The 19,651-nt window shown below is 69.8% G+C and carries 18 protein-coding genes and 1 pseudogene; 8 read left to right on the plus strand and 11 right to left on the minus strand.

Annotation, left to right across the window (positions count from 1 at the left end; translation table 11 throughout):
* Nucleotides 1-29 precede the first annotated feature (29 nt).
* Complete coding sequence (locus FRAQA3DRAFT_RS31650) at nt 30-644, minus strand: TetR/AcrR family transcriptional regulator (RefSeq protein WP_009740725.1); 615 nt, start codon at nt 642-644, stop codon at nt 30-32.
* A 195-nt stretch (nt 645-839) separates the two neighbouring features.
* Between FRAQA3DRAFT_RS31650 and FRAQA3DRAFT_RS19280 the strand changes: the two genes are divergently transcribed.
* Complete coding sequence (locus FRAQA3DRAFT_RS19280; RefSeq protein ID WP_009740726.1) at nt 840-2,207, plus strand: phosphotransferase family protein; 1,368 nt, start codon at nt 840-842, stop codon at nt 2,205-2,207.
* 185 nt (nt 2,208-2,392) lie between these two features.
* Here FRAQA3DRAFT_RS19280 and FRAQA3DRAFT_RS19285 read toward each other — a convergent pair whose 3' ends face one another.
* The 5 genes from FRAQA3DRAFT_RS19285 to FRAQA3DRAFT_RS37445 all read right to left on the minus strand — a co-directional run bounded on the left by FRAQA3DRAFT_RS19285 (nt 2,393) and on the right by FRAQA3DRAFT_RS37445 (nt 6,748).
* On the minus strand, nt 2,393-2,770 hold the full coding sequence (locus FRAQA3DRAFT_RS19285; RefSeq protein ID WP_009740727.1) for a cupin domain-containing protein: 378 nt from the start codon (nt 2,768-2,770) through the stop codon (nt 2,393-2,395).
* Between the two features lie 110 nt (nt 2,771-2,880).
* Nucleotides 2,881-3,900, minus strand: coding sequence for a CaiB/BaiF CoA-transferase family protein (locus FRAQA3DRAFT_RS19290; protein WP_157467482.1), 1,020 nt, complete (start codon nt 3,898-3,900; stop codon nt 2,881-2,883).
* Between the two features lie 260 nt (nt 3,901-4,160).
* Nucleotides 4,161-4,778, minus strand: a complete 618-nt coding sequence (locus FRAQA3DRAFT_RS19295; protein WP_009740729.1) for a TetR/AcrR family transcriptional regulator — start codon at nt 4,776-4,778, stop codon at nt 4,161-4,163.
* A gap of 73 nt (nt 4,779-4,851) precedes the next feature.
* Entirely contained in the window at nt 4,852-6,279 is a 1,428-nt protein-coding gene (locus FRAQA3DRAFT_RS19300; RefSeq protein WP_009740730.1) for a CoA transferase, read from the minus strand.
* 286 nt (nt 6,280-6,565) lie between these two features.
* The gene (locus tag FRAQA3DRAFT_RS37445; protein ID WP_232291664.1) at nt 6,566-6,748 is read right to left on the minus strand and encodes an alpha/beta fold hydrolase; all 183 of its coding nucleotides are present in this window, start codon (nt 6,746-6,748) and stop codon (nt 6,566-6,568) included.
* A gap of 194 nt (nt 6,749-6,942) precedes the next feature.
* Here FRAQA3DRAFT_RS37445 and FRAQA3DRAFT_RS19310 point away from each other — a divergent pair, with 194 nt between their 5' ends.
* On the plus strand, nt 6,943-7,557 hold the full coding sequence (locus tag FRAQA3DRAFT_RS19310) for a class I SAM-dependent methyltransferase (RefSeq protein ID WP_009740732.1): 615 nt from the start codon (nt 6,943-6,945) through the stop codon (nt 7,555-7,557).
* A gap of 175 nt (nt 7,558-7,732) precedes the next feature.
* On the opposite strand, the pseudogene FRAQA3DRAFT_RS33370 reads toward FRAQA3DRAFT_RS19310, so the two are convergent.
* Nucleotides 7,733-7,828, minus strand: a pseudogene (locus tag FRAQA3DRAFT_RS33370) (transposase); the annotation flags it as partial.
* 627 nt (nt 7,829-8,455) lie between these two features.
* On the opposite strand from FRAQA3DRAFT_RS33370, the gene FRAQA3DRAFT_RS19315 reads away from it, so the two are divergent.
* Complete coding sequence (locus tag FRAQA3DRAFT_RS19315; RefSeq protein ID WP_232291665.1) at nt 8,456-9,913, plus strand: MFS transporter; 1,458 nt, start codon at nt 8,456-8,458, stop codon at nt 9,911-9,913.
* Between the two features lies 1 nt (nt 9,914).
* Nucleotides 9,915-10,427, plus strand: coding sequence for a universal stress protein (locus FRAQA3DRAFT_RS36155; RefSeq protein WP_009740734.1), 513 nt, complete (start codon nt 9,915-9,917; stop codon nt 10,425-10,427).
* A 165-nt stretch (nt 10,428-10,592) separates the two neighbouring features.
* Here the strand turns inward: FRAQA3DRAFT_RS36155 and FRAQA3DRAFT_RS37450 are convergent, their stop codons facing one another.
* The 3 genes from FRAQA3DRAFT_RS37450 to FRAQA3DRAFT_RS19335 form a co-directional block, all read right to left on the minus strand.
* Nucleotides 10,593-10,949, minus strand: a complete 357-nt coding sequence (locus tag FRAQA3DRAFT_RS37450; RefSeq protein ID WP_232291666.1) for a type II toxin-antitoxin system PemK/MazF family toxin — start codon at nt 10,947-10,949, stop codon at nt 10,593-10,595.
* 456 nt (nt 10,950-11,405) lie between these two features.
* A complete protein-coding gene (locus tag FRAQA3DRAFT_RS19330; protein ID WP_009740736.1) occupies nt 11,406-11,846 on the minus strand; it encodes an anti-sigma factor in 441 nt (146 codons plus the stop codon).
* Nucleotides 11,847-12,319: 473 nt separating this feature from the next.
* Nucleotides 12,320-13,513: a hypothetical protein gene (locus FRAQA3DRAFT_RS19335; RefSeq protein ID WP_157467484.1), complete on the minus strand. Its 1,194-nt coding sequence runs from the start codon at nt 13,511-13,513 to the stop codon at nt 12,320-12,322.
* A gap of 708 nt (nt 13,514-14,221) precedes the next feature.
* On the opposite strand from FRAQA3DRAFT_RS19335, the gene FRAQA3DRAFT_RS19340 reads away from it, so the two are divergent.
* Both FRAQA3DRAFT_RS19340 and FRAQA3DRAFT_RS19345 read left to right on the plus strand, forming a co-directional pair.
* Complete coding sequence (locus tag FRAQA3DRAFT_RS19340) at nt 14,222-14,698, plus strand: hypothetical protein (protein WP_009740738.1); 477 nt, start codon at nt 14,222-14,224, stop codon at nt 14,696-14,698.
* Between the two features lie 220 nt (nt 14,699-14,918).
* Nucleotides 14,919-15,284, plus strand: coding sequence for a hypothetical protein (locus tag FRAQA3DRAFT_RS19345; protein WP_009740739.1), 366 nt, complete (start codon nt 14,919-14,921; stop codon nt 15,282-15,284).
* 58 nt (nt 15,285-15,342) lie between these two features.
* Here FRAQA3DRAFT_RS19345 and FRAQA3DRAFT_RS19350 read toward each other — a convergent pair whose 3' ends face one another.
* A complete protein-coding gene (locus FRAQA3DRAFT_RS19350) occupies nt 15,343-16,377 on the minus strand; it encodes a hypothetical protein (RefSeq protein WP_009740740.1) in 1,035 nt (344 codons plus the stop codon).
* Between the two features lie 211 nt (nt 16,378-16,588).
* Here FRAQA3DRAFT_RS19350 and FRAQA3DRAFT_RS19355 point away from each other — a divergent pair, with 211 nt between their 5' ends.
* Together FRAQA3DRAFT_RS19355 and FRAQA3DRAFT_RS19360 are read left to right on the plus strand one after the other, a co-directional pair.
* Nucleotides 16,589-18,427, plus strand: coding sequence for a sensor histidine kinase (locus tag FRAQA3DRAFT_RS19355; protein ID WP_051054397.1), 1,839 nt, complete (start codon nt 16,589-16,591; stop codon nt 18,425-18,427).
* Nucleotides 18,424-19,221, plus strand: coding sequence for a response regulator transcription factor (locus tag FRAQA3DRAFT_RS19360; protein ID WP_009740742.1), 798 nt, complete (start codon nt 18,424-18,426; stop codon nt 19,219-19,221). The genes FRAQA3DRAFT_RS19355 and FRAQA3DRAFT_RS19360 overlap by 4 nt, the downstream gene beginning before the upstream one ends.
* Nucleotides 19,222-19,651: the final 430 nt, after the last annotated feature.

Below are 19,651 nucleotides of genomic sequence, written 5' to 3' on the forward strand. Positions count from 1 at the left end.
TTTCTCGGAACGCAACAGCGCCCTGGGCGCTACAACTCCGGTCGGTGTGACGGCTCGCCGCGGCCGGGCTCCGGCGCGAGGATCCCGTGGAGCAGGACGTGCACGATGTCATCGGCGCTCACGGCGTCTCCGCGCAGCCGGGCGGTCGACCACATCAACTCCTGCAGCAGTCTGCGCAGGTTGATGGCCTCGAACCGCGGGGAGATACGCCCGGCGGCAATGGCCGCCTCGATGGACCGGTCCCAGAGCTCGTCATGGGCGACCGCGTTGTCGCGGACCTGGGTAAGCAGCGGCGACTCCGCGACATACGCCCGGTCGCGGTAGTAGATCCGCGCGGCGTCCCGGTGGTGGCCGAAGTTGTCGAGCGTCGCCCGGATCATCGCCTCGAGCCGGTCGGCAGGCTCCAGCGGGGCGTCGAGGATGGCGTCATAGAGACCGGAGATGTGCGCGTCGCTGCGGGTCAGGATGGCGGCGACGAGCTCGTCCTTCGACGCGAAGTGATGGTAGAGGCTGGCGGCCTGCATGCCACAGGCGTCGGCGATCGCGCGCATCGTCGTGGCCTCGATGCCTCGCTCGGCGAACAGGCGGGCGCTCTCCCGCAGCACCGCGTCGCGCTTGTTCGCCCGGCCCGTCACCTGGCTCACGGCTGGGCCTGCCCTGCCTGCGAGGCTTGCCGGCAGCGCCCTTCCGCTCCGGCTAGCAGCCTAACAATCGTTAGGCTACTGTCGTCGGCATGCCGCCGGCGAGTGCCGGCCGCGGAGGTCAGGAGACCGGCGCGACTGCCCGTGCGAGGTCGTGGGGAGCCGAGCCGAGGACTGCTGGACACCGAAAGGATGATCATGGCAGCATCGGATGCCCGCGACACGGAGTTAAAGGACGACGGCCGTGTCATCGCCTGGCTGGAGTCCCTGCTGGGCGGGCAGGTCGTGTCGTGGGAGCGGCAGCCCAGATGGCGGCCCATGTGGTTCGTCGACATCGATCGCGGCGGCTCCACCGAACGCGTCGTCGTGCGCGGCGAACGGTCCGACACGTCTCTGATCTTCCCTCTCGAACACGAGATGCTGTTCCAGCGTCTTCTCGACGAGCACGGTATCCCGGTCCCGCACGTGCACGGCTGGTGCGACGAACCGCGGGCGTACGCGATGGCCGCCGTCCCCGGCCGGCCAGACTTTGCCGGAACCACCGACGACGAGCGCCGCACGGTGGTCGACGAGTACCTGCAGGCCCTGGCCCGCATGCACCAGCTCCCGACCGGCCCGTTCAAGGCCGCCGGAGTGATCTCCGGGACGTCGGCGGCCGACTCCGCGATGATCGGAGTACGCCGGTTCGAGCAGCACTACCGGTCGAGCAAGGTGCGCCCCGACCCGCTGATGGAGTTCGTCCTCGGCTGGCTGCGCCGCCACCCGCTGCCCGCCTCGGACCGCGAGGCGCCCATCGTGTGGGACTCCGGCCAGTTCCATCACGCCGACGGCCACCTCGTGGCCCTCGTCGACGTCGAAATCGGCCACATCGGCGACCCCATGATGGACCTCGCCGCCTGGCGCATGCGCGACACCGTCATCCCCTACGGCGACTTCACCACGCTGTACGACCGGTACGCCGAGCTGACCGGCCGGCCCGTCGACCTCGCGGCCATCCAGTGGCACCACCTGTTCTTCACCCTCACCAACCAGCTGTCCTTCCACGGCGCGCTGGCCCGCCCGATCCTGGACACCGACTACATGACCTACGCCCAGTGGGTCAGCGAGACGAACCTGCACGCCGTCGAGACCATGGCCGAATACCTGGGCATCGACCTCGAACCCGTCGAGATCCCCGAGCCGGTCTCCTCACCCGTCTCCACCCCCCACGAACACCTGTCCCGCTCGCTGCGGTCGATCTCGGTCGAGGATCCGTACGTCACCTACCAGATCCGCATCGCGTTCCGCCTGGCCCGCCACCTCGAGCGCTCCGACCAGATCGGCGCCGCCGTCACCGAAGCCGACCGGGAGGACCTCGCCCAGCTCGTCGGCCGCGCGCCGAAGAACTGGGACGAGAGCGAGACACTGCTGGAAAACTTCGTCCTGGCCGACGAGGGACGCCACGACACCGAGCTCGTCGTCCTGTTCAACCGGCGCTGGCAGCGTTACAAGGCCCTGATGGGCCCCGCCGGCTCCGCCATGGCCGCCCACCACCAGATGCAGCCCTTCGGACGGTGGCTGGGCTGACGCACAGACACCCTGGAAATGCTGCGGGCACGGGGTCGGCGACGAGATACGCGAGAACATCCTGCTGCGCGACTTCGACCGATTTCTCGGCCGGTGAGCGGTCGCCATTGACCGGAACATCGAGGGGGCGATGGCCTGGTCACCGCCGCCCTCGACACCGGGCCGGGAGACGCCGAACGGCGATCTCAGCGCCGGGTCTGCGCCTCGAAAGCAGGGCCGATGTCCCCGAGCAGCTCATTACGGCCCGTTGTGACCGAGACGTGCACCATGGCAGCGTCATCCGCGGCGCCGTGGACGTGCGATTCTCCCGGCGGGCTGACAACGATGTCCCCGCTCGACACCTCGGTCCGCACTCCGTCGACCTCGACAAAGCCCTGCCCCGAGAGGATGACAAGCGTCTGGCCACCGTGGTGCACGTGCGGGGGCGTGGCGGATCCCGGCTCGAATCCGACGATGGCGACATCGAGTGTGTCGTCCTGTCCCGGACCGCGTACCCACAGCGAGGATATTCCCCGGTGTGGCGCCCCCAGGTCCGGAACCGATTCCGCGCGAATGACTTCCACCGAAGCTCCTTTCAGTCAGCCCGACGAGATACGAAAAACGTCACCGCTCAGCGGACCGGCAGATCGCCCGGCCGATGCCGCGCCCTCCGGGATGCGGAAAGCCGACACGGCTACGCCCTGTCGTTCCGTTCCGGGAGGTTCGGAGCTGGCCCGGGTGGGAGCGCGGGAGGCACCGCGAACCGCAGGGGATGCCCCAGTGCCCGCATCCCGTCGGGGCCCCGCGCAACCACCGTTCCCCGGGCGCGGAAGTGAGGATGCTCGAGCATCTCCTCCCGCGACAGCACCGGCGAGACCGGAAGCCGCGAGCCGAGCGCGCTCACCACGGCGTCCCGCTGGAAGCCCGCCAGGCGCTCGGCCAGCGCCGCCCGCAGCTGCGCGGCGGACTCCGTGCGCTGGTGGAGGCCGAGCCCGACGTGGGACTCGAAACCAAGTTCCCGGCACAGGTCATCCCACATGCCGTCTTCGGAGAAGATCCCCAGCACGATGTAGCCGTCGGCGACCGCGAACACACCGTGCGCCGGCGCCTCGATGCGAGGCGCCGCGGCCGCTCGTCGCGGGTCCACGGCCTCCATCGGCGCGACCCAACTGGCGACCAGATCCGCCATGGACACGTCCACGTGTTCGCCCACACCGGTCCGCCGCGCGCAGAGAACGGCGGCCAGTATCCCGAAAGCCGCCGCCAGCCCCCCTCCGTGGTCGGCCACCAGCATCCGTGCCGGCCGGGGCGAGACGCCGGGTTCGTCGCCGGACATGACCCCGGCATACGCCTGGTAGTTCCAGTCATGACCGGGCGCCGCCGACAGCGGCCCGCTCTGCCCGTACCCGGAGATCGAGCAGTAGACCAGCGACGGGTTCTCGGCCCGCAGGGACTCGAAGCCGACGCCGAGCCGGTCGGCGACGCCGGGACGGTAGCCCTCGACGACGACGTCGCTGTCCCTCACCAGATCCTTCAGCCGGGCAAGGTCCGGCTCCGACCTGAGGTCCAGGACGACGGTCCGCTTCCGGCCGTTGAAGTTGACGAAGCGGTCGGGGAGTTTTCGCATCCGGTCTCCGCCGGGAGGCTCGACCTTGACCACGTCGGCCCCGAGGTCGGCGAGAAGCTGGGTGGCGTAGTGGCCCGGTTGCCACATGGACAGATCAACAACGCGCAGATCCGCCAGTAGCGACCCAGCCGCCGGGGCATCGAGACCTCGGGCGGTGTTCACACCCCGATCGCCATGCGTGTCGTCGTCGTCCGACCGGCGCTGCGCCATGTCCCGCCGCTCTCCCTTCGCCGGCCCGGCCAGTTCCCTGTCCCGAACGCGATGCCGTTGGGTCGATCGGTTACTTCCCCTGAATCCGACTACGGCCGGCCGGCCGGCTCCCCGATCCGACCGGCCGAGCCGGAGATTCAGCTCTTCGCCGGCGGCGCCAGCACCCGGTCGAGCAGCTCGGCGGTGCGGTCGGGGGCCCCGGCCCGGGGCGTGAGCGGCTCCAGAAACACCTTGTACATCACCGCGCCGATCAGCAGGTCCAGCAGATCGTCCGCGCACACCGCCGGGTCGACCGTGCCGGGCTCGGCCGCCGCGATCACGGCCAGGAAACGCGGGCGCATGGTGGCCGCGAAGACCTCCCGGCGCAGCTGCGAGGTGCCCCGAGTCTGGTAGACCGCGAGCAGCCCGGGCAGCGCCCCCCGCGCGGCGGGGTGGCTGAAGGCCGCCAGGTACGCCTGGAGGAACCTGCGCACATCCCGCCGGACATCTCCGCTGGGAGCACTCGTGACCTCGTCGAAACCCGGGAAGACCGCCTCTTCGATCAGCTCGATGCGCGACGGCCACCGGCGGTAGATCGTCGAGGCAGCCACTCTCGCCCGGCGCGACACCGACTGCACGGTGGTCTGCTCGAAACCCACCGTCGTCAGCAGGTGCCGGGTGGCCTCGAGGACCCGCCGGTCGATGTCCGCGTCCCGCGGCCGGCCCCGCGGGACCGTCGCGGGCGCACCGGCGGTGGGCTCTCGCCTCGTCGCCATGGTCCGCACGCTAACCGACCCCCGCCGAGGCGGCCTCAGCCGGCCATTGTGCCGACGATCTCGGCCTGGCCGTTCACGCGGATCTCCTCGGCTGGGTGTCGCTGGAGGATTCCGCGATGACCTGGTCGTCGAGCAGGCGGAGGATCTCCGCCTCGCCGTAGCCGAGCTCGGTGAGGACCTCGCGGGAGTGCTGGCCCAGGGCCGGTCCGGGGCGCCGGGCCGACGGCAGCTCGTCGTCGAACTGCACCGAAGCGGCCGCGAGCCGGACGTCGGGATGCTCGGGGTGCCGCATGAGGTAGCCGTTCTCGACCACCGCCGGGTCGGCGACGACCTCCGTCGGGGTCGCGAAGAACGAGAAGATGCAGCCCTGGGCGCGCAGCTTCGCGTCCAGCTCGGTGTGGTCGAGCGTGGTGACGACCGCGTTGATCCGCTCGTGGATCACCGGCCAGCCGGCTCGGCGCGAGGCCGGGTCGGGGAAACGGGCGATGAGATCGTCCAGGCCGAGAGCCCGGCAGGCCTGCTCCCAGTAGCGCCCCTCGTCGATCATCATCAGGGACACCCACCGGCCGTCGACGGTCCGGTACTGGCGCACGAGCGGCGACACCTGCTCGTCGGCCGCCATCGGCATCTGCTCGCCGGTCAGGGTGGTGTAGGCCAGGTCGGGCCCGAGCGTCCACGCCGCCGAGCCGAGCAGGGAGGTGTCGACCACGATGCCCTTGCCGGTCCGCCCCACGTGGACGAGCCCGGCGCAGATGCCGCCGGCCAGGAACATCCCGCTGGGGCCGTCGCCGAGGGCCGGGCGCTGCCGGGTCGGGCACGTCGCGTCCGCGTCGGTCAGGACGTGGGCCACGCCGCCGCGCGCCCAGTAGGAGACACCGTCGAAACCACCGGCCTCGGCGTCGGGCCCGCGCTGTCCCTGGCCGTGCCCGCGGGCGTACACGATGCTCGGGTTGAGCGCGAAGATGTCGGCCGGTTCCGTGCGCAGCTTGCGGCGGACGCGGGGAAGCTGGTTGGTGATGTACACCTCGGCCCAGCGCACGAGCTTGGCGAAGATCTCGCGGCCCGCGGGCTGCTCGACGTCTAACACGATGCCGCGCTTGTTGCGGTTGAACAGCTCGAACTGGAAGTCGTAGCCGTCCTTCGTGGCCACCATCCCGCTGGCGATGATCCTGCGCATGGCGTCGCCGGCCAGCCGCTCGATCTTGATCACATCAGCGCCGAAGTCGCCCAGCGCCGCGGCGGCCGACGGCACGAAGCCGTGCTCGGAGAAGTGGTTCACACTCACGCCGACCACGGTCCCCAGCCCGCTCGCGGTCGCGGCCTCGACGTCGCGGGACCGGCAGTCGGCGCAGATCGGACCGGGCGGATGACGCACCGCCCCGCAACCGGTGCAACGCTGGAAGCGCAGTTCGCCGGCCTCACCGGCCGTCCAGAAGAACTCGGTCTGCGGCGTCACAAACGGTAAAGGCCCCACGGCTCGCGAGGTGGCGGCGTCGGCCATCCAGCTCCCTTCCCATTTCGATCGACTATGGATCGGACCGTAACAGGCCCCTTGGTCACCCGCACCGATGATCGTCACTTCGGCCCGTTGTTCATGCGAGGCTGGTTCCTGTGATCCATCCCATGCCGAGGCCGACATGGACAACAACGCCAACACCGGCCGGGTCGTGGTCTGCCCCGTCGTGCCGGGCGAGCCGCTGCCGTTCGACGACTCCGCCGCCGACGTCGGGATCACGGTTCCCGTCTCGGGCACGGTGCTGCCCGAGCTCGTGGCGTGGATGCCGACGTCAGGCCTGTCGCACCGGCTCGGTGCCGTCCTGCCCGAAGCCTGGCAACGCGCCGACCAGCTCCGGGTGGTCGAGCGCCAGCTGCAGCGCGACCACGCAGCCGCAGGAGTGCGCGAGCACCCGGGCCCGCTCGATCCCGAGGCGGCGCAACAGCTCCGCGCACTCGGCGGCGTGGTCGGCCACCGACAGCGGCTCGGCGGGTGCGGGGTCCGAGTACCCGGTGCGGGTGACGCGGATCCGGCGCAGGCCGGCGGCGGCCGGCTCGCGCTCGAACGGGACGAACCAGTCGGCGAAGACTGCTGCGTGGATCAGGACAAGCGGCTCGCCCAGGCACTGCTCGGCGCAACGGCCGCCCGAGCCCCCGATGAGGAGTCGTGATGGGCTTCTATGACGACCAGGTGCTGCCCCGAATCGTCGATCTCGTCCTCGGCCGGCCGGTGGAGGAGGCCAGGGCGCGCGTCGCGGCCGGGCTGTCCGGCGAGGTCCTGGAGATCGGCTTCGGGTCGGGACGCAACATCGCGCACCTTCCAGCGGGAGTCACCCGCCTGCTCGCGGTCGAACCCGCCGCCGTCGGACGCACGCTCGCCGCACCCCGCATCGCCGCCGCACCCGTCATGGTCGAGTTCATCGGCGACGACGGTCAGGCGCTGCACCTTCCGGACGCGTCGGTCGACCACGTCCTCACCACCTGGACACTGTGCACCATCCCCGACGCCGAACGGGCACTGCGCGAGATCCATCGCGTACTGCGGCCCGGCGGCACACTGCACTTCACCGAGCACGGCCGCTCGCCCCGGCCCACCGTCGCCCGCTGGCAGGACCGGCTCACACCCGCCTGGAGCAGGATCGCCGGAGGCTGCCGCCTCAACCGCCGGATCGACGACCTGGTCGAGAAGTCCGGACTGGCCCTGGAGTCGGCCAGCACCTATCCGATGCGCGGGACGGCCCAGCTCGCCTTCGCCTACGAGGGCATCGCGTCGAAACCGACCTGATGCCCCCAGCGCGCAGGTAGGGAGGCGCCGCCCGCGGGCGCAAGAGCAATGGTCGAGACCTCTCAACATTGCAGGACGTCAGCCTCGCGTTCAGCATCCCAGCAATGCCCCGGCGCTCCTACTGGGCGTGGGGGAACATCCGGTTTTTGAAGCCCCACAGCGTCAGCGACCATTCCGGGAAGTAGGAGCCGGCCCGGGACTTCGGAATCGCGAGATCAACGGTTCCGGCTCCGGTAGCCCACTCCCGCCTCCGGTAACCGTTACGGCGATTCGTTCGATCCGGTGCATCGAGTCCTTGGTCGTTCTCGAACGAGGATCACGCGGTGGTCGCTCTACATCACGGACCGCCGTCCCAGCGGGTCACGAGATCACCACTATCCGTGCACCACGTGCGTGGTCTCCACACCGGGCGACAACGGCCCGGCTGGCCGGGACCACTCGGTCCGCCGCCACCGCGCTGGCAGACGCACACGGCACCCACCCCCGCCCACCAACCGCCCACCAACCGCCCAGCCGGACGGCCCCCGTCCCGCCAAGCGACGACACAGCCGAGCGGAGGCCGAGGTCGCAGCCGGATCCAGAGCTGAGGCCAGAACCGGGCCATGGACCGAAACCCCGACCGACCAGAGCGAGGACCGAAGCCGAGGCCCGGGGCGGAGGCGGGAGGCCCATGCCGGCGGCGCGTCGGGTATTCCTGGCAAAGCCGGTCTTTAGCCGATGGTAACCATTCTCACAGTCCGCCCGCCCCTCTGTTCGTCCGACAGGGGACGAGTAAAGGTATCGGAGGGGAAGTCCGCAGTTCCACACCCCGATCTATGCCACGGATTCCGCACGCCTAAATCAGAAGGTATTGATGCGTCAAGGTCCTCTTGCTGGCAGATACGCGGCGTCCGCAGCCATGGTGATATTCGCGCTTGTTCCCTATCTGGCCCTGTCAGCCGCGCTCGACCCGTTGGCGCCGATCGTCGCCAGGCAGCTGCACATGAGCGCGCAGACGATGAGCATCAGCTCGGGCCTGGGCAACGCGGCCTACGCGCTGGGGACGGTGCTCGCCGTCCAGCTGGGTCTGCACCTGCCGCAACGGCGGATGCTGCTCGGCTACGCGGTCCTGCTCGTCGTCGGATCAGTGCTGACGGCGGCGGCGCAGGACGCGGCCATGTTCATCATCGGCCACCTGTTGCAGGGCCTGGCCACCAGCATGCTGCTGATCGCCGCGGCCCCTGCGCTGGCGATCGGCTACCCGCGCGAGCGGCTGCGCACCACCGTCATGATCATGAATATGGGGATCTTCGGCGCGGTCGCGCTCGGCCCGTTCATCGGTGGTCTGCAGGCTGACGCCGATGCCTGGCGACCGCTGTTCTGGATCGTCACCGGGATCTCGGTGCTGGCGCTGCTGCTGGTCGTGCTCACCTTCGAGGACGCACCGCCGGCGAACCCCGACGCCCCGCGCGACCTGCCGGCGATCGCGCTGGCCGCGGTCGGCAGCCTGGCGGCCTTCCTGGGCGCGTCCGAACTGACCAGCCACAGCATCCTGGACGTCGAGGTGATCGCGCCGCTGCTCGGCGGTCTGGCACTGATCGTCGTCCTCGTCGTCTACCAGTTCCGGGCCGCGCAGCCGCTGCTGATGGTCCGGGAGATGCTCACCAGCTCGATCCCGGTCGCGGGCGTGGTGATCGCGCTGTTCGCCGCGGCGGCGTCGGTGTCCGCGACGGCACTGACCGCCGCGGTGCTCTCGGAGACCTACGGCCCGGTGCGCGTCGGGCTGCTCTACCTGCCCGAACTCGGCGGCGCGGTGATCGCCGCGGTCCTGTTCGGCTTCGTCATCACCCGGCGCGCCGTGCACTACCTGCCGTTCGTGGGCATGATCCTGCTCGCCGCCGGAATCCTGGTCTTCTGGTTCGCGATGCCGGCGAGCCAGCCGCTGGCGCTGGTCGGCTCGGGACTGACCGGGCTCGCCCTCGGCGCCACGGTCGCCCCGGCGTTGTTCGTGGCCGGTTTCTCCCTGCCGTCCGCCAACCTGCAACGCGTGTTCGCCCTGGTCGAACTGCTACGTGCGGTTGCGGCCTTCATGATCGCGCCGATCTTCGCCCATTTCGCGGCCACGGTAACCGGCGACCTCAACGAGGGAACGAACATCGCCCTGTGGATCGGTCTTGGCCTGGCCCTCGCCGGCGCTGCCATCGGCGCCGCGATCTACGCCCTGAGCGGTGCCCGCCCGCAGGCTCCCGACGTCGACACGTTCCTGGGTGCCCTGCGTCCGGCCTGGTATTCGCCCCCGCTGCTGGCCAGAGTCCGCCGAACTTCCCATATCGGTGATCTGGACATCGCCCTCCCCGTCCCGGAAAGCATCGACTGACATGTCCTCACCCCACACTGATGCCGACTCCGACTCCGACTCCGACGCCGTGCAGCCCGGTGCCCGAGCCGGCCGCCCCGGCCCGGTGCTGTTCGCCTACGACGGCAGTGACGTCGCCGGCCACGCCATCCAGTACGCCGCCACGCAGCTTCCGCCCGGACGCGAGGTGCTCGTCCTGTGCGCCTGGCAGCCGGCCGATGTCGGCTTCACCCCGGTCGGCTCGCAGCATTTCGACGCGAACAATGCCGCCGAGGTCGAGAAGGCCGCCGCCGACATCGCCGCGCACGGTGCCCACCTCGCGGACGCCGCCGGATTCCGCGCCCAGAGCGCCACCGTCCAGGCGGCACCGACCTGGAAAGGCATCATCGCCACCGCCGCCGAGCGCCAGGCGGACCTCATCGTTCTCGGCGCCCACCGGCACTCGCGGCTGGCCGGCCACCTGCTCGGCAGCGTGGCCACCTCCGTCGTCGCCCACGCCCCCGGCGCCGTCCTGGTCGTCCACCAGCGCGACTGATCCGGGCCGGTCAGCGCAGGCAGTCACAAGAAGCGGCACAGCCCCGCACCCTGGAGGGGGTGCGGGGCCTTCCTGCCGCCCGTCTCCATGGCAGGGTCGGGCTTGGCGACCTGCACGGGAAGGGTGTTCTGATCCAGTGAGAGGCCGATCGAACCCGACCAGCACCTAGCGCCAGCCGTAGCGCTGATGCAGCCGGTCCGTGACCCGCTCGAACGGCTCGCGCGGCAGGGCCGTCGACTCTCGGCGCATCCCGCCCTCGTGCACCCGGATCACCCGGTCCAGGTTGACCCAGGACGGTCGGCGCTCGCTGTCCCACCCGCCCGCGCCGACGGGCACAAAATCGCCCTCGCCGTCATGGTCCTTGCTGGTGAGCTGCACGGCCAGGTAGGTGCCCGCGGCTTCGACGGCCACCACGAGCACCGGCCGATCCTTGCCCCGCCCGTCGTTCTCCTCGAACGGCACCCACGTCCAGACGATCTCACCGGGATCCGGAGCCCCGTCCGACTGCGGCGCGTAGCTCATCCGCACCGGTCCGATGCGACCCGGATCCACCTCCGTGGTGGCATCCGGCCCGAACTCGCCCGGCGAGACCTCCGCATGCGCACGGGACGACCGCGCCCGCTCCCGGGCCGGGTGACTGCGCGCGGCTGCCCCCGAAGACGAAGGGGAGGCGGAAGAGGGGGACGGAGCCTTCGGTGTTGGTGCCGACCGCCGCCGACCCTCCCGTCCCGCCTCCCGCGACGGTGCCTCACCCTGGCGGCGGCCGCTCCCCACCAGGTCGGAGACGATCTTGACCAGATCCCCCAGCAATCCCATGCCGCCACAATAATTGGCCGCCGCTGCTGCATTCGGAGGGTTCGTTCGGCGCACGTCAAGGCACTCGACGGCGGTCAGACGGCGGTCACGAGTTCGGTGGACATGACGACAAGCCGAAGTTGCGGCTCACCATCGCCGGCGATCTCGTAGTGGCGAGATCGGCTACTGGCCGCGGTCGCCGCGCCGTTTCGCCAGCTCGATCGTGACTCGCTGGCCCGGCCCGGTGGAGCTGGCGACCTCGCCGGCCAGCGCGCTCAGGACGGTCCAGGCGAACGTGTCCTTCGACGGCGGCTCGCCGTCGAGGCTGTCGACCGAGACGGTCACCCGCAGGCGGCCGGGCGACAGCGTGAAGACGCACTCCAGGGCCGATCCCGGGACCGCGGAGACCAGCAGCAGGGCGCAGGCCTCGTCCACGGCGATCCGCAGGTCCTCGATGTCGTCAAGCGTGAAATCCGCCCGCGCGGCCAAAGACGCGGTCGTGGTGCGCAGGACGACCAGGTAAGCACTGGCGGCAGGAATGGTGAGCCGCACGAGGTCGCGCAGGCCTCCACCGCGGACGTCGCCGGAGTTACCCGTGCCATCGGCCGACGGCGTCGGATCCACGTTCTACCCCCAGTGCTGGGTCGTTCGTTCCCGCGGCTGAAGAGACTCGTCGCCGGCGTTGAGTGCGACTTGTCTGCTGCCCGCCGGGCACGTACCCGCCCAGTGGGTCATTGCCCACATCATCCCGCCAACACCCTGCCGATTCGCCGCGGGACTCTCACTGAGCAGCACGGCGCGACGCGCCGGCGAGCACGGCCCGCCAAGGTTGCCGCGCAGCCGTCGCGCGGCGCGTGCCATGTGGGGGCGCTCGATCTCAGAACGAGGGATCTGGCAACCCCCACCGGCTGGTTCGCCCGAGGAACTCCGGCCAACTCCAGTACCTGGCGGGCCACCGTCGGCCGACGAAACCACGACGCGTGCTGTTGTGGCTGGCCGTGCGGGGGTGCTTTCGGGCCGGAGGCCGCTTTTCGAGGACTGCGCCTACTTCCGCGGTCTTGAGAAGCGGCGCAGCGGTAGACCCTCCAGGACCGGCATTAGCCGCCCAGGATCTCGACCCCCAGCAGAGTCCTCCAGGCCGAGACCGGGGTGTAGGCCCACAGACTCTGGTTCCCGCCGTAGGAGCCAGTGATGAGCCCGCGGGCATAGATGTTGGGCCCCGTGTCCGCAGTGGTCCCGCCATGGTTGTACACGGGGCCGCCGCTGTCGCCGGGGATTGGCTGGAAGCCAGGCGAGTACACCACGATCAGCTTGCAGATCGTCTTCCTGCTATCCATGAAGTAAAGGCACTGGTCGGTGGCGTTGATGGTTCCGCCGCAGTGCTCACCGGTGTACGACCCGTCGCTGCACACCTTGTTGCCACCCACCTGACTCGAGATCCAGCCCTTCACCGGGCTCGAGCCATTCGAGGTGGTATATACCCGCCCGGCCGCGCTCGCCGGGTAGGTCGTCACAAGCTGGGCATCCGTCGGTCCCCCTTCGGTGTAGTTACCGACATATGTTATGCCGTAGCCATTTCCACCCTGCTTGAAAGTTCCGTACCCGCAGTGGGCCGCGGTCGTGTTGAACGTCCGGTCCCCGTTCGACGGCTCAAAGACACTGAAACCCGAGGTGCATGGGCCGACCGGGCCGACGATTCTGTCACCGCCATACCAGGGGGCCACATCCACGATCCTGTCGGCAGTCTGGGTCCATCCGGCATCCTGGGTCAGTTCCACATCAGCCAGTCCACCGAGAAGCGAGGAAATCCTCTGCTGAACTGCTTGCGTCAGCTCCGCCACGCCGATGTGCAGGCGGTTCGTCTTAACGTCCACACCCCAGTTACTGAGGCCGGCGCCACCCGCCTGCAGCGACGCTATGTTCTTGGTGACGAGATCACGCTTGGCTTCGAGCGCCACCAGGGAATACGCGGCCGGCGCGGTCTTGACCGACACCGTTCCAGCGCTGATCGAGGGCCTGGCTGCCCTTGATTTCACTGAGACGCAATCTGCGCGGTCCACGATGTGGACGGTCAGCTCGGCGGTGCCAGACTGTTCCAGCCCGCCGTAGCAGGACGAATCCGAGCTGCGGAGTTGGTTACCCAGATCCGCTGACGCCCCGCCCAGCGAGTCGGCGATTTCTGGTGCCGCTCGGAGTGCCTGGCCAGACGTGCTTACGGCGGGTTTATCCTGCGGCTCGGCGGACGCCCCTGTCGCCAGTCCGAACATGGCCATGATCACAAGAAATACCATGAGTGCCGGTCGACGTATGTGCACGCACTGCCCCCCTTGGATGGACGCCCTGGCGGGACCAGATGCTTCCCCTGCCACACATTAGTGGCAAGTAGTAGCCGTGAGTGACGGTGGCCGCCTTGCCTCGCCGTCAACCTGACGCGTCATCAGGATCCTGGAACCGATAGGCGCCCTGACCACGTGTACTGCGAGGACTCCCTTCGTACACGGCGCACAAGAGCGCCTTCCATGATCTTTCGATGCGGCCACAACACACGAAGGGGGGGCCAAAGAATATTGGGCTGAATACCGATCGTAACGACAGACGGCACTGACTCCGGCGAGGTTCCGACCACCTGGCCGCTATCAGGCCGGACGGCGGCGAGCCTCGGATTATGTGCCGTCGTGGGCCCCTCACCAGGGCGAATTCCGTCGAAGGCGCCTGCCCGCGAGGAGGTCGTACCTGGCTGGAGACAGCCCTGGCCGCGGAGACCGGTAGGCCAGCCCCGGAGGCGCAGCAGATCGACAGCGAAAGACCCGAACTCTGTGCACTCTCCGCCGTCGTCCGCCACATCGACACCGACCACTCACGACAGCAGGACGATCAGACCGACGGCAGTCGGGCTATGCTGCACTGCAAGCTCGAGGCGCTACCAGGCTGTCCAGGCCGATCACGCCGCAGACGTACAACACACCGCAGGAACGATCTGTCGAGATCCGAGGATGACGATGACCGACAGCCGTGCTCGTGATGTTCCGGTGACCTCGCCAAAATTCGAGGGAAGGCTCGGGCTGGACTGGTTGGAACCGCCCAGCCTTCTGGTTCTGCGCCATCCCGTGGATCTGCACCTGAGGCTGAAGAACATCAGCCACGAGACGCTGAACGTCGTTCGTGCCCGCGATGCCGCCGTGGCGCTTCTCTCCGTCGGCGGTGATTCCCTGGTGGCCGGCGCCGGCGGCTTCTTCGCGCTCGGCGAGGAGACCACGATGCGGCCCGGAGATTCAGCCGACGTGCCAGCTCACGGCCACTTCGGCCATGATGGCTCCGCGTCAGGCCACCCCTCGGCGGGCAGCTACCTCATGGTGGCATGTCTGCACGTCGGCATCCGACAGGAAAGCGGCTGGAAATATGTCAGCGGCATGGTGGTGAGTCGACCGGCGCCGATAAAACTTGGTGTCTTCTCGGCAGAGGGCGAGAGTACTTAAGTACTGTAACCGTCCTCCACGATCTGCGGCACCTACCTGACACTGCTGCTGAACCGTGGGGTCCACCCCCGTTGCAGTACAAGTGCAGTACGGCTCGGCCCGCGGTTGCACTCACGGAGCGTGCAACCAGACGACTGACCGGAGCGCGGTGGCCGGTCCCGTCCGCTCGTGACGTCGCAGAGTCCGTTTCCCACTGGGACCGGGATTGGATGGCTAGCCCGTGCCTTGGCGTCCGCGGCTCGAGTCGCCCGAGCCCCACCCGCGGTTGGGGCGGTACAGCCATCGAGTCGCATGGATCTTCGATGGTCCCAACCCGATCGGGTATCTGCTCGTCGTGCCGGACGTCTACTCGATACAGACGGGCGGTGCCCTGTGGTGGAGGCGGTGGTCCGAGGGTCGCCATGGAGCGACGCTCTACCTGGCGCTGCCGGGCACCCGATTTCCGTTCACGGACACGATCGTGTGGCCCGACGACCTCTCCGAGGAACTCGACGACTGGGACCTCGGTCGCTTCCAACTTGTCGACGAGACCTACGACCTGCGGTGGCTCGACGAGGACGAGTCCCGCAGCCTCATCCGATCATGACCGAAACGCGAGGACACCGTCAGATTTCGATTCCGTTCGCGGTGGCTCGACGAGGGCATCACAGGGGCATCGCGTCAGTCAAGTAGACGCCGCCGATCCGGTCGGTGCCGCGGTAGACGTATCGTCCTGTCCACCCCCTCGCCGACCCCCGGTAGTAGGACTCCATGGCGAGGGCGGAGGAGGCGGTCACCGATCCGGTCATCTTCTGCCCGGCGCCGGCACCGGCGATAACCTTGAAATTGATGTGATGTGCACGGTCGACGGCTGGCCAGGCCAGATACAGGCGGTCACCGCTGAACGCCAGGGCGGGGCTCTGGGAGCTCCGTTCGGCTTTCCCACGGGTCTCCACCCGCTGAACGCGCCTGCGGTCCAGCAACTCGCCGAAATCGCGATAGCCACAGTAGGTGAAGTACAGGTAGCCTTCGGCGTCCCGCCAGCAGACGTAGAGCCGGGGCCCTCCGTCCGGCCAGGAGACGCCCGGGTCGCCCGCCAGGGCGGGCGCCGACGGGGTGCGCCAGGGCAGGGTCACCGGACGTCCCCCCAGGGCGGCGACGTTGACCCGGCCGTCGGGCGCGCCGCCCCCGAGACCGCCGCCGCCGGCCCACCCGACGATGACGGCGTTGTCGTGCCGGGTGAGGGCAACCCCACCGAGGCACGTGTGACTGCTCGCGGGGAACAGGTCGAAGGTCGCGCCGTTGGCCGACCGGCCGAGGTTGAGCCGCCGGGTGCGGTCGTAGTAGTGCGTCCAGGCGAGGGTGAGGCTGGTGCTCATGCCAGTGCCGTCCCAGGCGAGGCCGAGGGCGTCGCCGGTCCGGTAGGGCAGCACCCGTGGATGCACCAGGTCGTTGCCGTGAGCAATATTGATCAGATGGTTGGGGGTGCCCGCGCCGTAGCCACCGCCGCCCGCGAAGGCGATCTGGAACGGCTGCCCGGACGGCCCGGGGCCGACGATGGCGGGGGCCGCGACAGTCGTCCCGATGAGCGTCGCCGTCGCCGCTGCCGCCGCTGCCGGGGTGAGTCCGGCTGTCGAGACGAGCGCGCCTGCCGTCGCCACGGACGCGGCGGTCAGGACCTGCCTGCGGGAAAGCTCCATCTGTCACCTTCCGGGAACACGGGATGCGGAGGACGGGTGGGATGCCGGATTCAGCGTGCCGGCGGCGACGGCGCCCGGCATCAGGGCTGGCCCTGAAAAACGTCCGCGCGGACGCGGTGTTCCGCGGCCTTTTCCCGGCCAGACCCATCAGACCGACCAGACCGGGCGAAGCCCGTTGACATCGCGTCCGGCCCGGTGTGAATGTGCGGGAATGCAGGTGCAGTCACGGGGGCAATCGCAGTGGTGGGGCGTCGCGCCGCTGTGGTTGGCGGCCTGTGTCGGTCTGCCGCTCACCGCGGCCGCGCTGACGTTCAAGGTCGACCAGCACTATCATTCGGCGGCTGACACAGTGGCGAGCGGCGCCGGCGGAATGCTTTTCCTCGCCGCCGGCGTGGTCGCACATCTGCGCCGGCCGGAAACCCGCGTAGGACTGCTCATGGTGCTCGTCGGCGTCGCGCTGCCCGCAGAGGACCTGCAGTTGTCGACCACCCCGTGGGTGCACACCGCCGGCCTGCTGTTCCCCCGGGCATCGAGTGCGGTGTTGACCCACCTGGTGCTGGCGTTCCCCACCGGAAGGCTTACCACCCGGACGCGGCGCGAACTGGCCGCGGCGGCCTACGCCGTGGCCTTCGGGCTCACGCCGATCCGGGCACTGTTCACCAACAACGAGAGGCTGCCGATCCCACGGCGCAACCTTCTGCTCGTCGTCGACAGCAAGCAGCTCAGCGGGCAGCTCGACCGGGCCGCGAGCCTGCTCGCCGCCGCCGTGGCCGTCGCGGTGCTGGTGATACTGGCCCGTCGGTGGGCGGGGGCCGGCCGGCCACTGCGGCGAGTGCTGGCGCCGGTCTACCTGGCCACCGCGCTGGGCGGCGCGGCGACGGCCGCCGGTGGGCTGCTCGGCCCTGGCCAGCCGTGGCGGGAACAGTCGATGTGGGTCTCCCTGGTGGCCCTGTGGCTGTTGCCGCTGGGGTTCGTCGTCGGGGTGCTGCGGCTGCGGATGGGGCGCGGCGCGGTCGACAGGCTGCTCGTCCGGCTGCGGGAGCCGGTCAGCGCCGCGCAGCTGCGCACCGAGCTGGCCCAGGCGTTGGGCGACCTGTCGTTGCAGGTCGGGTACGCCCAGACCGAGACGGGGACGTTCGTCGACGGCGACGGCCAGCCGATGACGCTGCCCGCGGCGGACACCGAGCGCTGCACCCGGATGGTGGAGCGCGGCGGCCGACGGGTCGCCGTGCTGCTGCACGACCCGGCGCTGCGGGAGAACCCCGCCCTGCTGGACGTGGTGACGTCGGTCGCGGGCCTGGCGTTGGAGAACCAGCGGCTGACCGCCGAGGTGCGCGCCCAGCTGGTGGAGGTGCGGGCGTCACGCGGGCGGATCGTCGCGGCCGCCGACGCCGCCCGCCGCGAACTGGAACGCGACCTGCACGACGGCGCGCAACAGCGGCTGGTGGTGGTCGCGCTGACGTTGATGCGGGCACGGCAGCGCCTCGGTGGCACCGTCGACCCGCGCGGCGCCCAGCTTCTCGCCGACTGCGCCGACGGGCTCGACGCGGCAATCGGCGAGCTGCGGGAACTCGCCCGCGGCCTGCACCCCGCCATCCTCACCGACGCGGGCCTGCTGCCCGCGCTGCGCGGCCTGGCGGAGCGATGCCCGTTGGACGTCCACCTGCGTCCCGCGCCTCCGCCAGTGCTCGGGCGGCTGAACCCGTCGGCGGAGGCGGCGGCCTACTTCGTGGTCGCCGAGGCGCTGGCCAACACGTTGAAGCACGCCCAGGCGACCGGCGTGTGGATTACCGTCGGTTACAGCTACGGTGCTCTACGGGTCGAGATTGTCGACGACGGGGTCGGCGGCGCCGGTTCCAGCGCCGGTTCCAGCGCCGGTTTCGGTTCCGGCCTGCTCGGCCTGCGCGATCGCGTCGCTGCCCTGGACGGGACGTTGACCGTCCGCAGCGAACCTGGCGCCGGCACCCGCATCGCGGCGGTCATCCCCTGCGCCCACGTCCCGCAGGCACGCCGGGAATCCGAGCCACGACAGAGGGGATACGCGACATGACGACGTACCCGGCCCCGATCGCGTCCCACAACCCGATCGCGTCCCACAACCCGACGGCGTCCCACAACCCGACGGCGTCCCACAACCCGACGGCGTCCGTCACGTTGGCCCCCGGTGACGGCCTGATGCCGCCCACGCTGCCGGACAGGCCGATCCGAGTGCTGCTCGCCGACGATGCGGAGCTGATCCGCGCGTCGGTGGCCGTCCTGCTGCGCGACCACGGCTTCGACGTGGCGGCGCAGGTCGGCGATGCGGTCAGCCTGCTGGCAGCGGTCGGTTCGGTTCGGCCGGACATCGCCGTCGTCGACGTCCGCATGCCGCCGACCGGCACGACGGAAGGGCTGCGGGCGGCGGTCGAGATCCGCCGGACCCATCCCGACATCGCCGTGCTCATGCTGTCCCAGTACCTGGAGTCGGACTATCTCGACACGGTGTTCGGCGACAACCCGCGGTCCGTGGGCTACCTGCTCAAGGAGCGGGTCAGCAGCATGGGTTTCGTGGCCGCAGTGCGCCGCGTCGCCCGGGGCGGCCATGTCGTCGACCCCGCGATCGTCGACCTGCTGATGCGGGCCCGGCGCCGCGAGCTCGACAGCCTGAGCCGGCGGGAACGCGAGGTCCTTGCCCTGATGGCCGAGGGCCGATCCAACCAGGGAATCTGCCGGCGGCTTCACCTCGCGGAGAAGACGGTCGACTCCCATGTACGCAGCATCTTCACCCGGCTGGGCCTGCACCTGGAAGCCGACGATCACCGTCGGGTCCTCGCCGTCCTCGCCTATCTACGAGCCCACATCTGACGTCGGTCGTCCTGACGAGGTCCCATCGGAACCTTTCCATCTCCAGCCCGCCGGAAGCCGGATGTGTCGTGGCGTACGCTCCCGCTGCTCGGTCCGGCGGCGGACGCTCTCGAAGGTCACAGCAAGCGCCAGGACGACGAACGACTAACCGCGGGGATCGGTGGAAGAAGTTTGGTCACGTCTTCACGACCCCGATCGGCACCGTGATCGATGCCCCTGAACCTTGGGGTCTCCCCCGCACGTCGTGCGCGACCTCGCGGGCCAAGCGGTGACAAAGGTGACCATGACCGTCTACGCGCCCACGTCGATGACGGAGAAGCCTCCGGGCCCAACGCGGCCCGGCCACAGACGTGGTCTCCGTGTCGGGAGCGCCGGACGCCCCGCGACCCCGCCCGACCGCTAAGAAGCTACGCGGAGACAAGATCTTGCA

It is taken from the genome of Frankia sp. QA3, from assembly GCF_000262465.1.
Classification (GTDB): Bacteria; Actinomycetota; Actinomycetes; order Frankiales; family Frankiaceae; genus Frankia.

What these genes read in the sequence shown, in the direction of transcription:
- FRAQA3DRAFT_RS36155 (WP_009740734.1), top strand. Translation starts at nt 9,915, where the DNA reads ATGTCCTCACCCCACACTGATGCCGACTCCGACTCCGACTCCGACGCC.
- FRAQA3DRAFT_RS19290 (WP_157467482.1), bottom strand. Translation starts at nt 3,900, where the DNA reads ATGTGGCAACCGGGCCACTACGCCACCCAGCTTCTCGCCGACCTCGGG.
- FRAQA3DRAFT_RS37450 (WP_232291666.1), bottom strand. Translation starts at nt 10,949, where the DNA reads ATGAGCTACGCGCCGCAGTCGGACGGGGCTCCGGATCCCGGTGAGATC.
- FRAQA3DRAFT_RS19300 (WP_009740730.1), bottom strand. Translation starts at nt 6,279, where the DNA reads ATGGCCGACGCCGCCACCTCGCGAGCCGTGGGGCCTTTACCGTTTGTG.
- FRAQA3DRAFT_RS19295 (WP_009740729.1), bottom strand. Translation starts at nt 4,778, where the DNA reads ATGGCGACGAGGCGAGAGCCCACCGCCGGTGCGCCCGCGACGGTCCCG.
- FRAQA3DRAFT_RS19315 (WP_232291665.1), top strand. Translation starts at nt 8,456, where the DNA reads ATGGTGATATTCGCGCTTGTTCCCTATCTGGCCCTGTCAGCCGCGCTC.
- FRAQA3DRAFT_RS19340 (WP_009740738.1), top strand. Translation starts at nt 14,222, where the DNA reads ATGACCGACAGCCGTGCTCGTGATGTTCCGGTGACCTCGCCAAAATTC.
- FRAQA3DRAFT_RS19335 (WP_157467484.1), bottom strand. Translation starts at nt 13,513, where the DNA reads ATGGTATTTCTTGTGATCATGGCCATGTTCGGACTGGCGACAGGGGCG.
- FRAQA3DRAFT_RS19350 (WP_009740740.1), bottom strand. Translation starts at nt 16,377, where the DNA reads ATGGAGCTTTCCCGCAGGCAGGTCCTGACCGCCGCGTCCGTGGCGACG.
- FRAQA3DRAFT_RS19280 (WP_009740726.1), top strand. Translation starts at nt 840, where the DNA reads ATGGCAGCATCGGATGCCCGCGACACGGAGTTAAAGGACGACGGCCGT.
- FRAQA3DRAFT_RS19360 (WP_009740742.1), top strand. Translation starts at nt 18,424, where the DNA reads ATGACGACGTACCCGGCCCCGATCGCGTCCCACAACCCGATCGCGTCC.
- FRAQA3DRAFT_RS19355 (WP_051054397.1), top strand. Translation starts at nt 16,589, where the DNA reads ATGCAGGTGCAGTCACGGGGGCAATCGCAGTGGTGGGGCGTCGCGCCG.
- FRAQA3DRAFT_RS19310 (WP_009740732.1), top strand. Translation starts at nt 6,943, where the DNA reads ATGGGCTTCTATGACGACCAGGTGCTGCCCCGAATCGTCGATCTCGTC.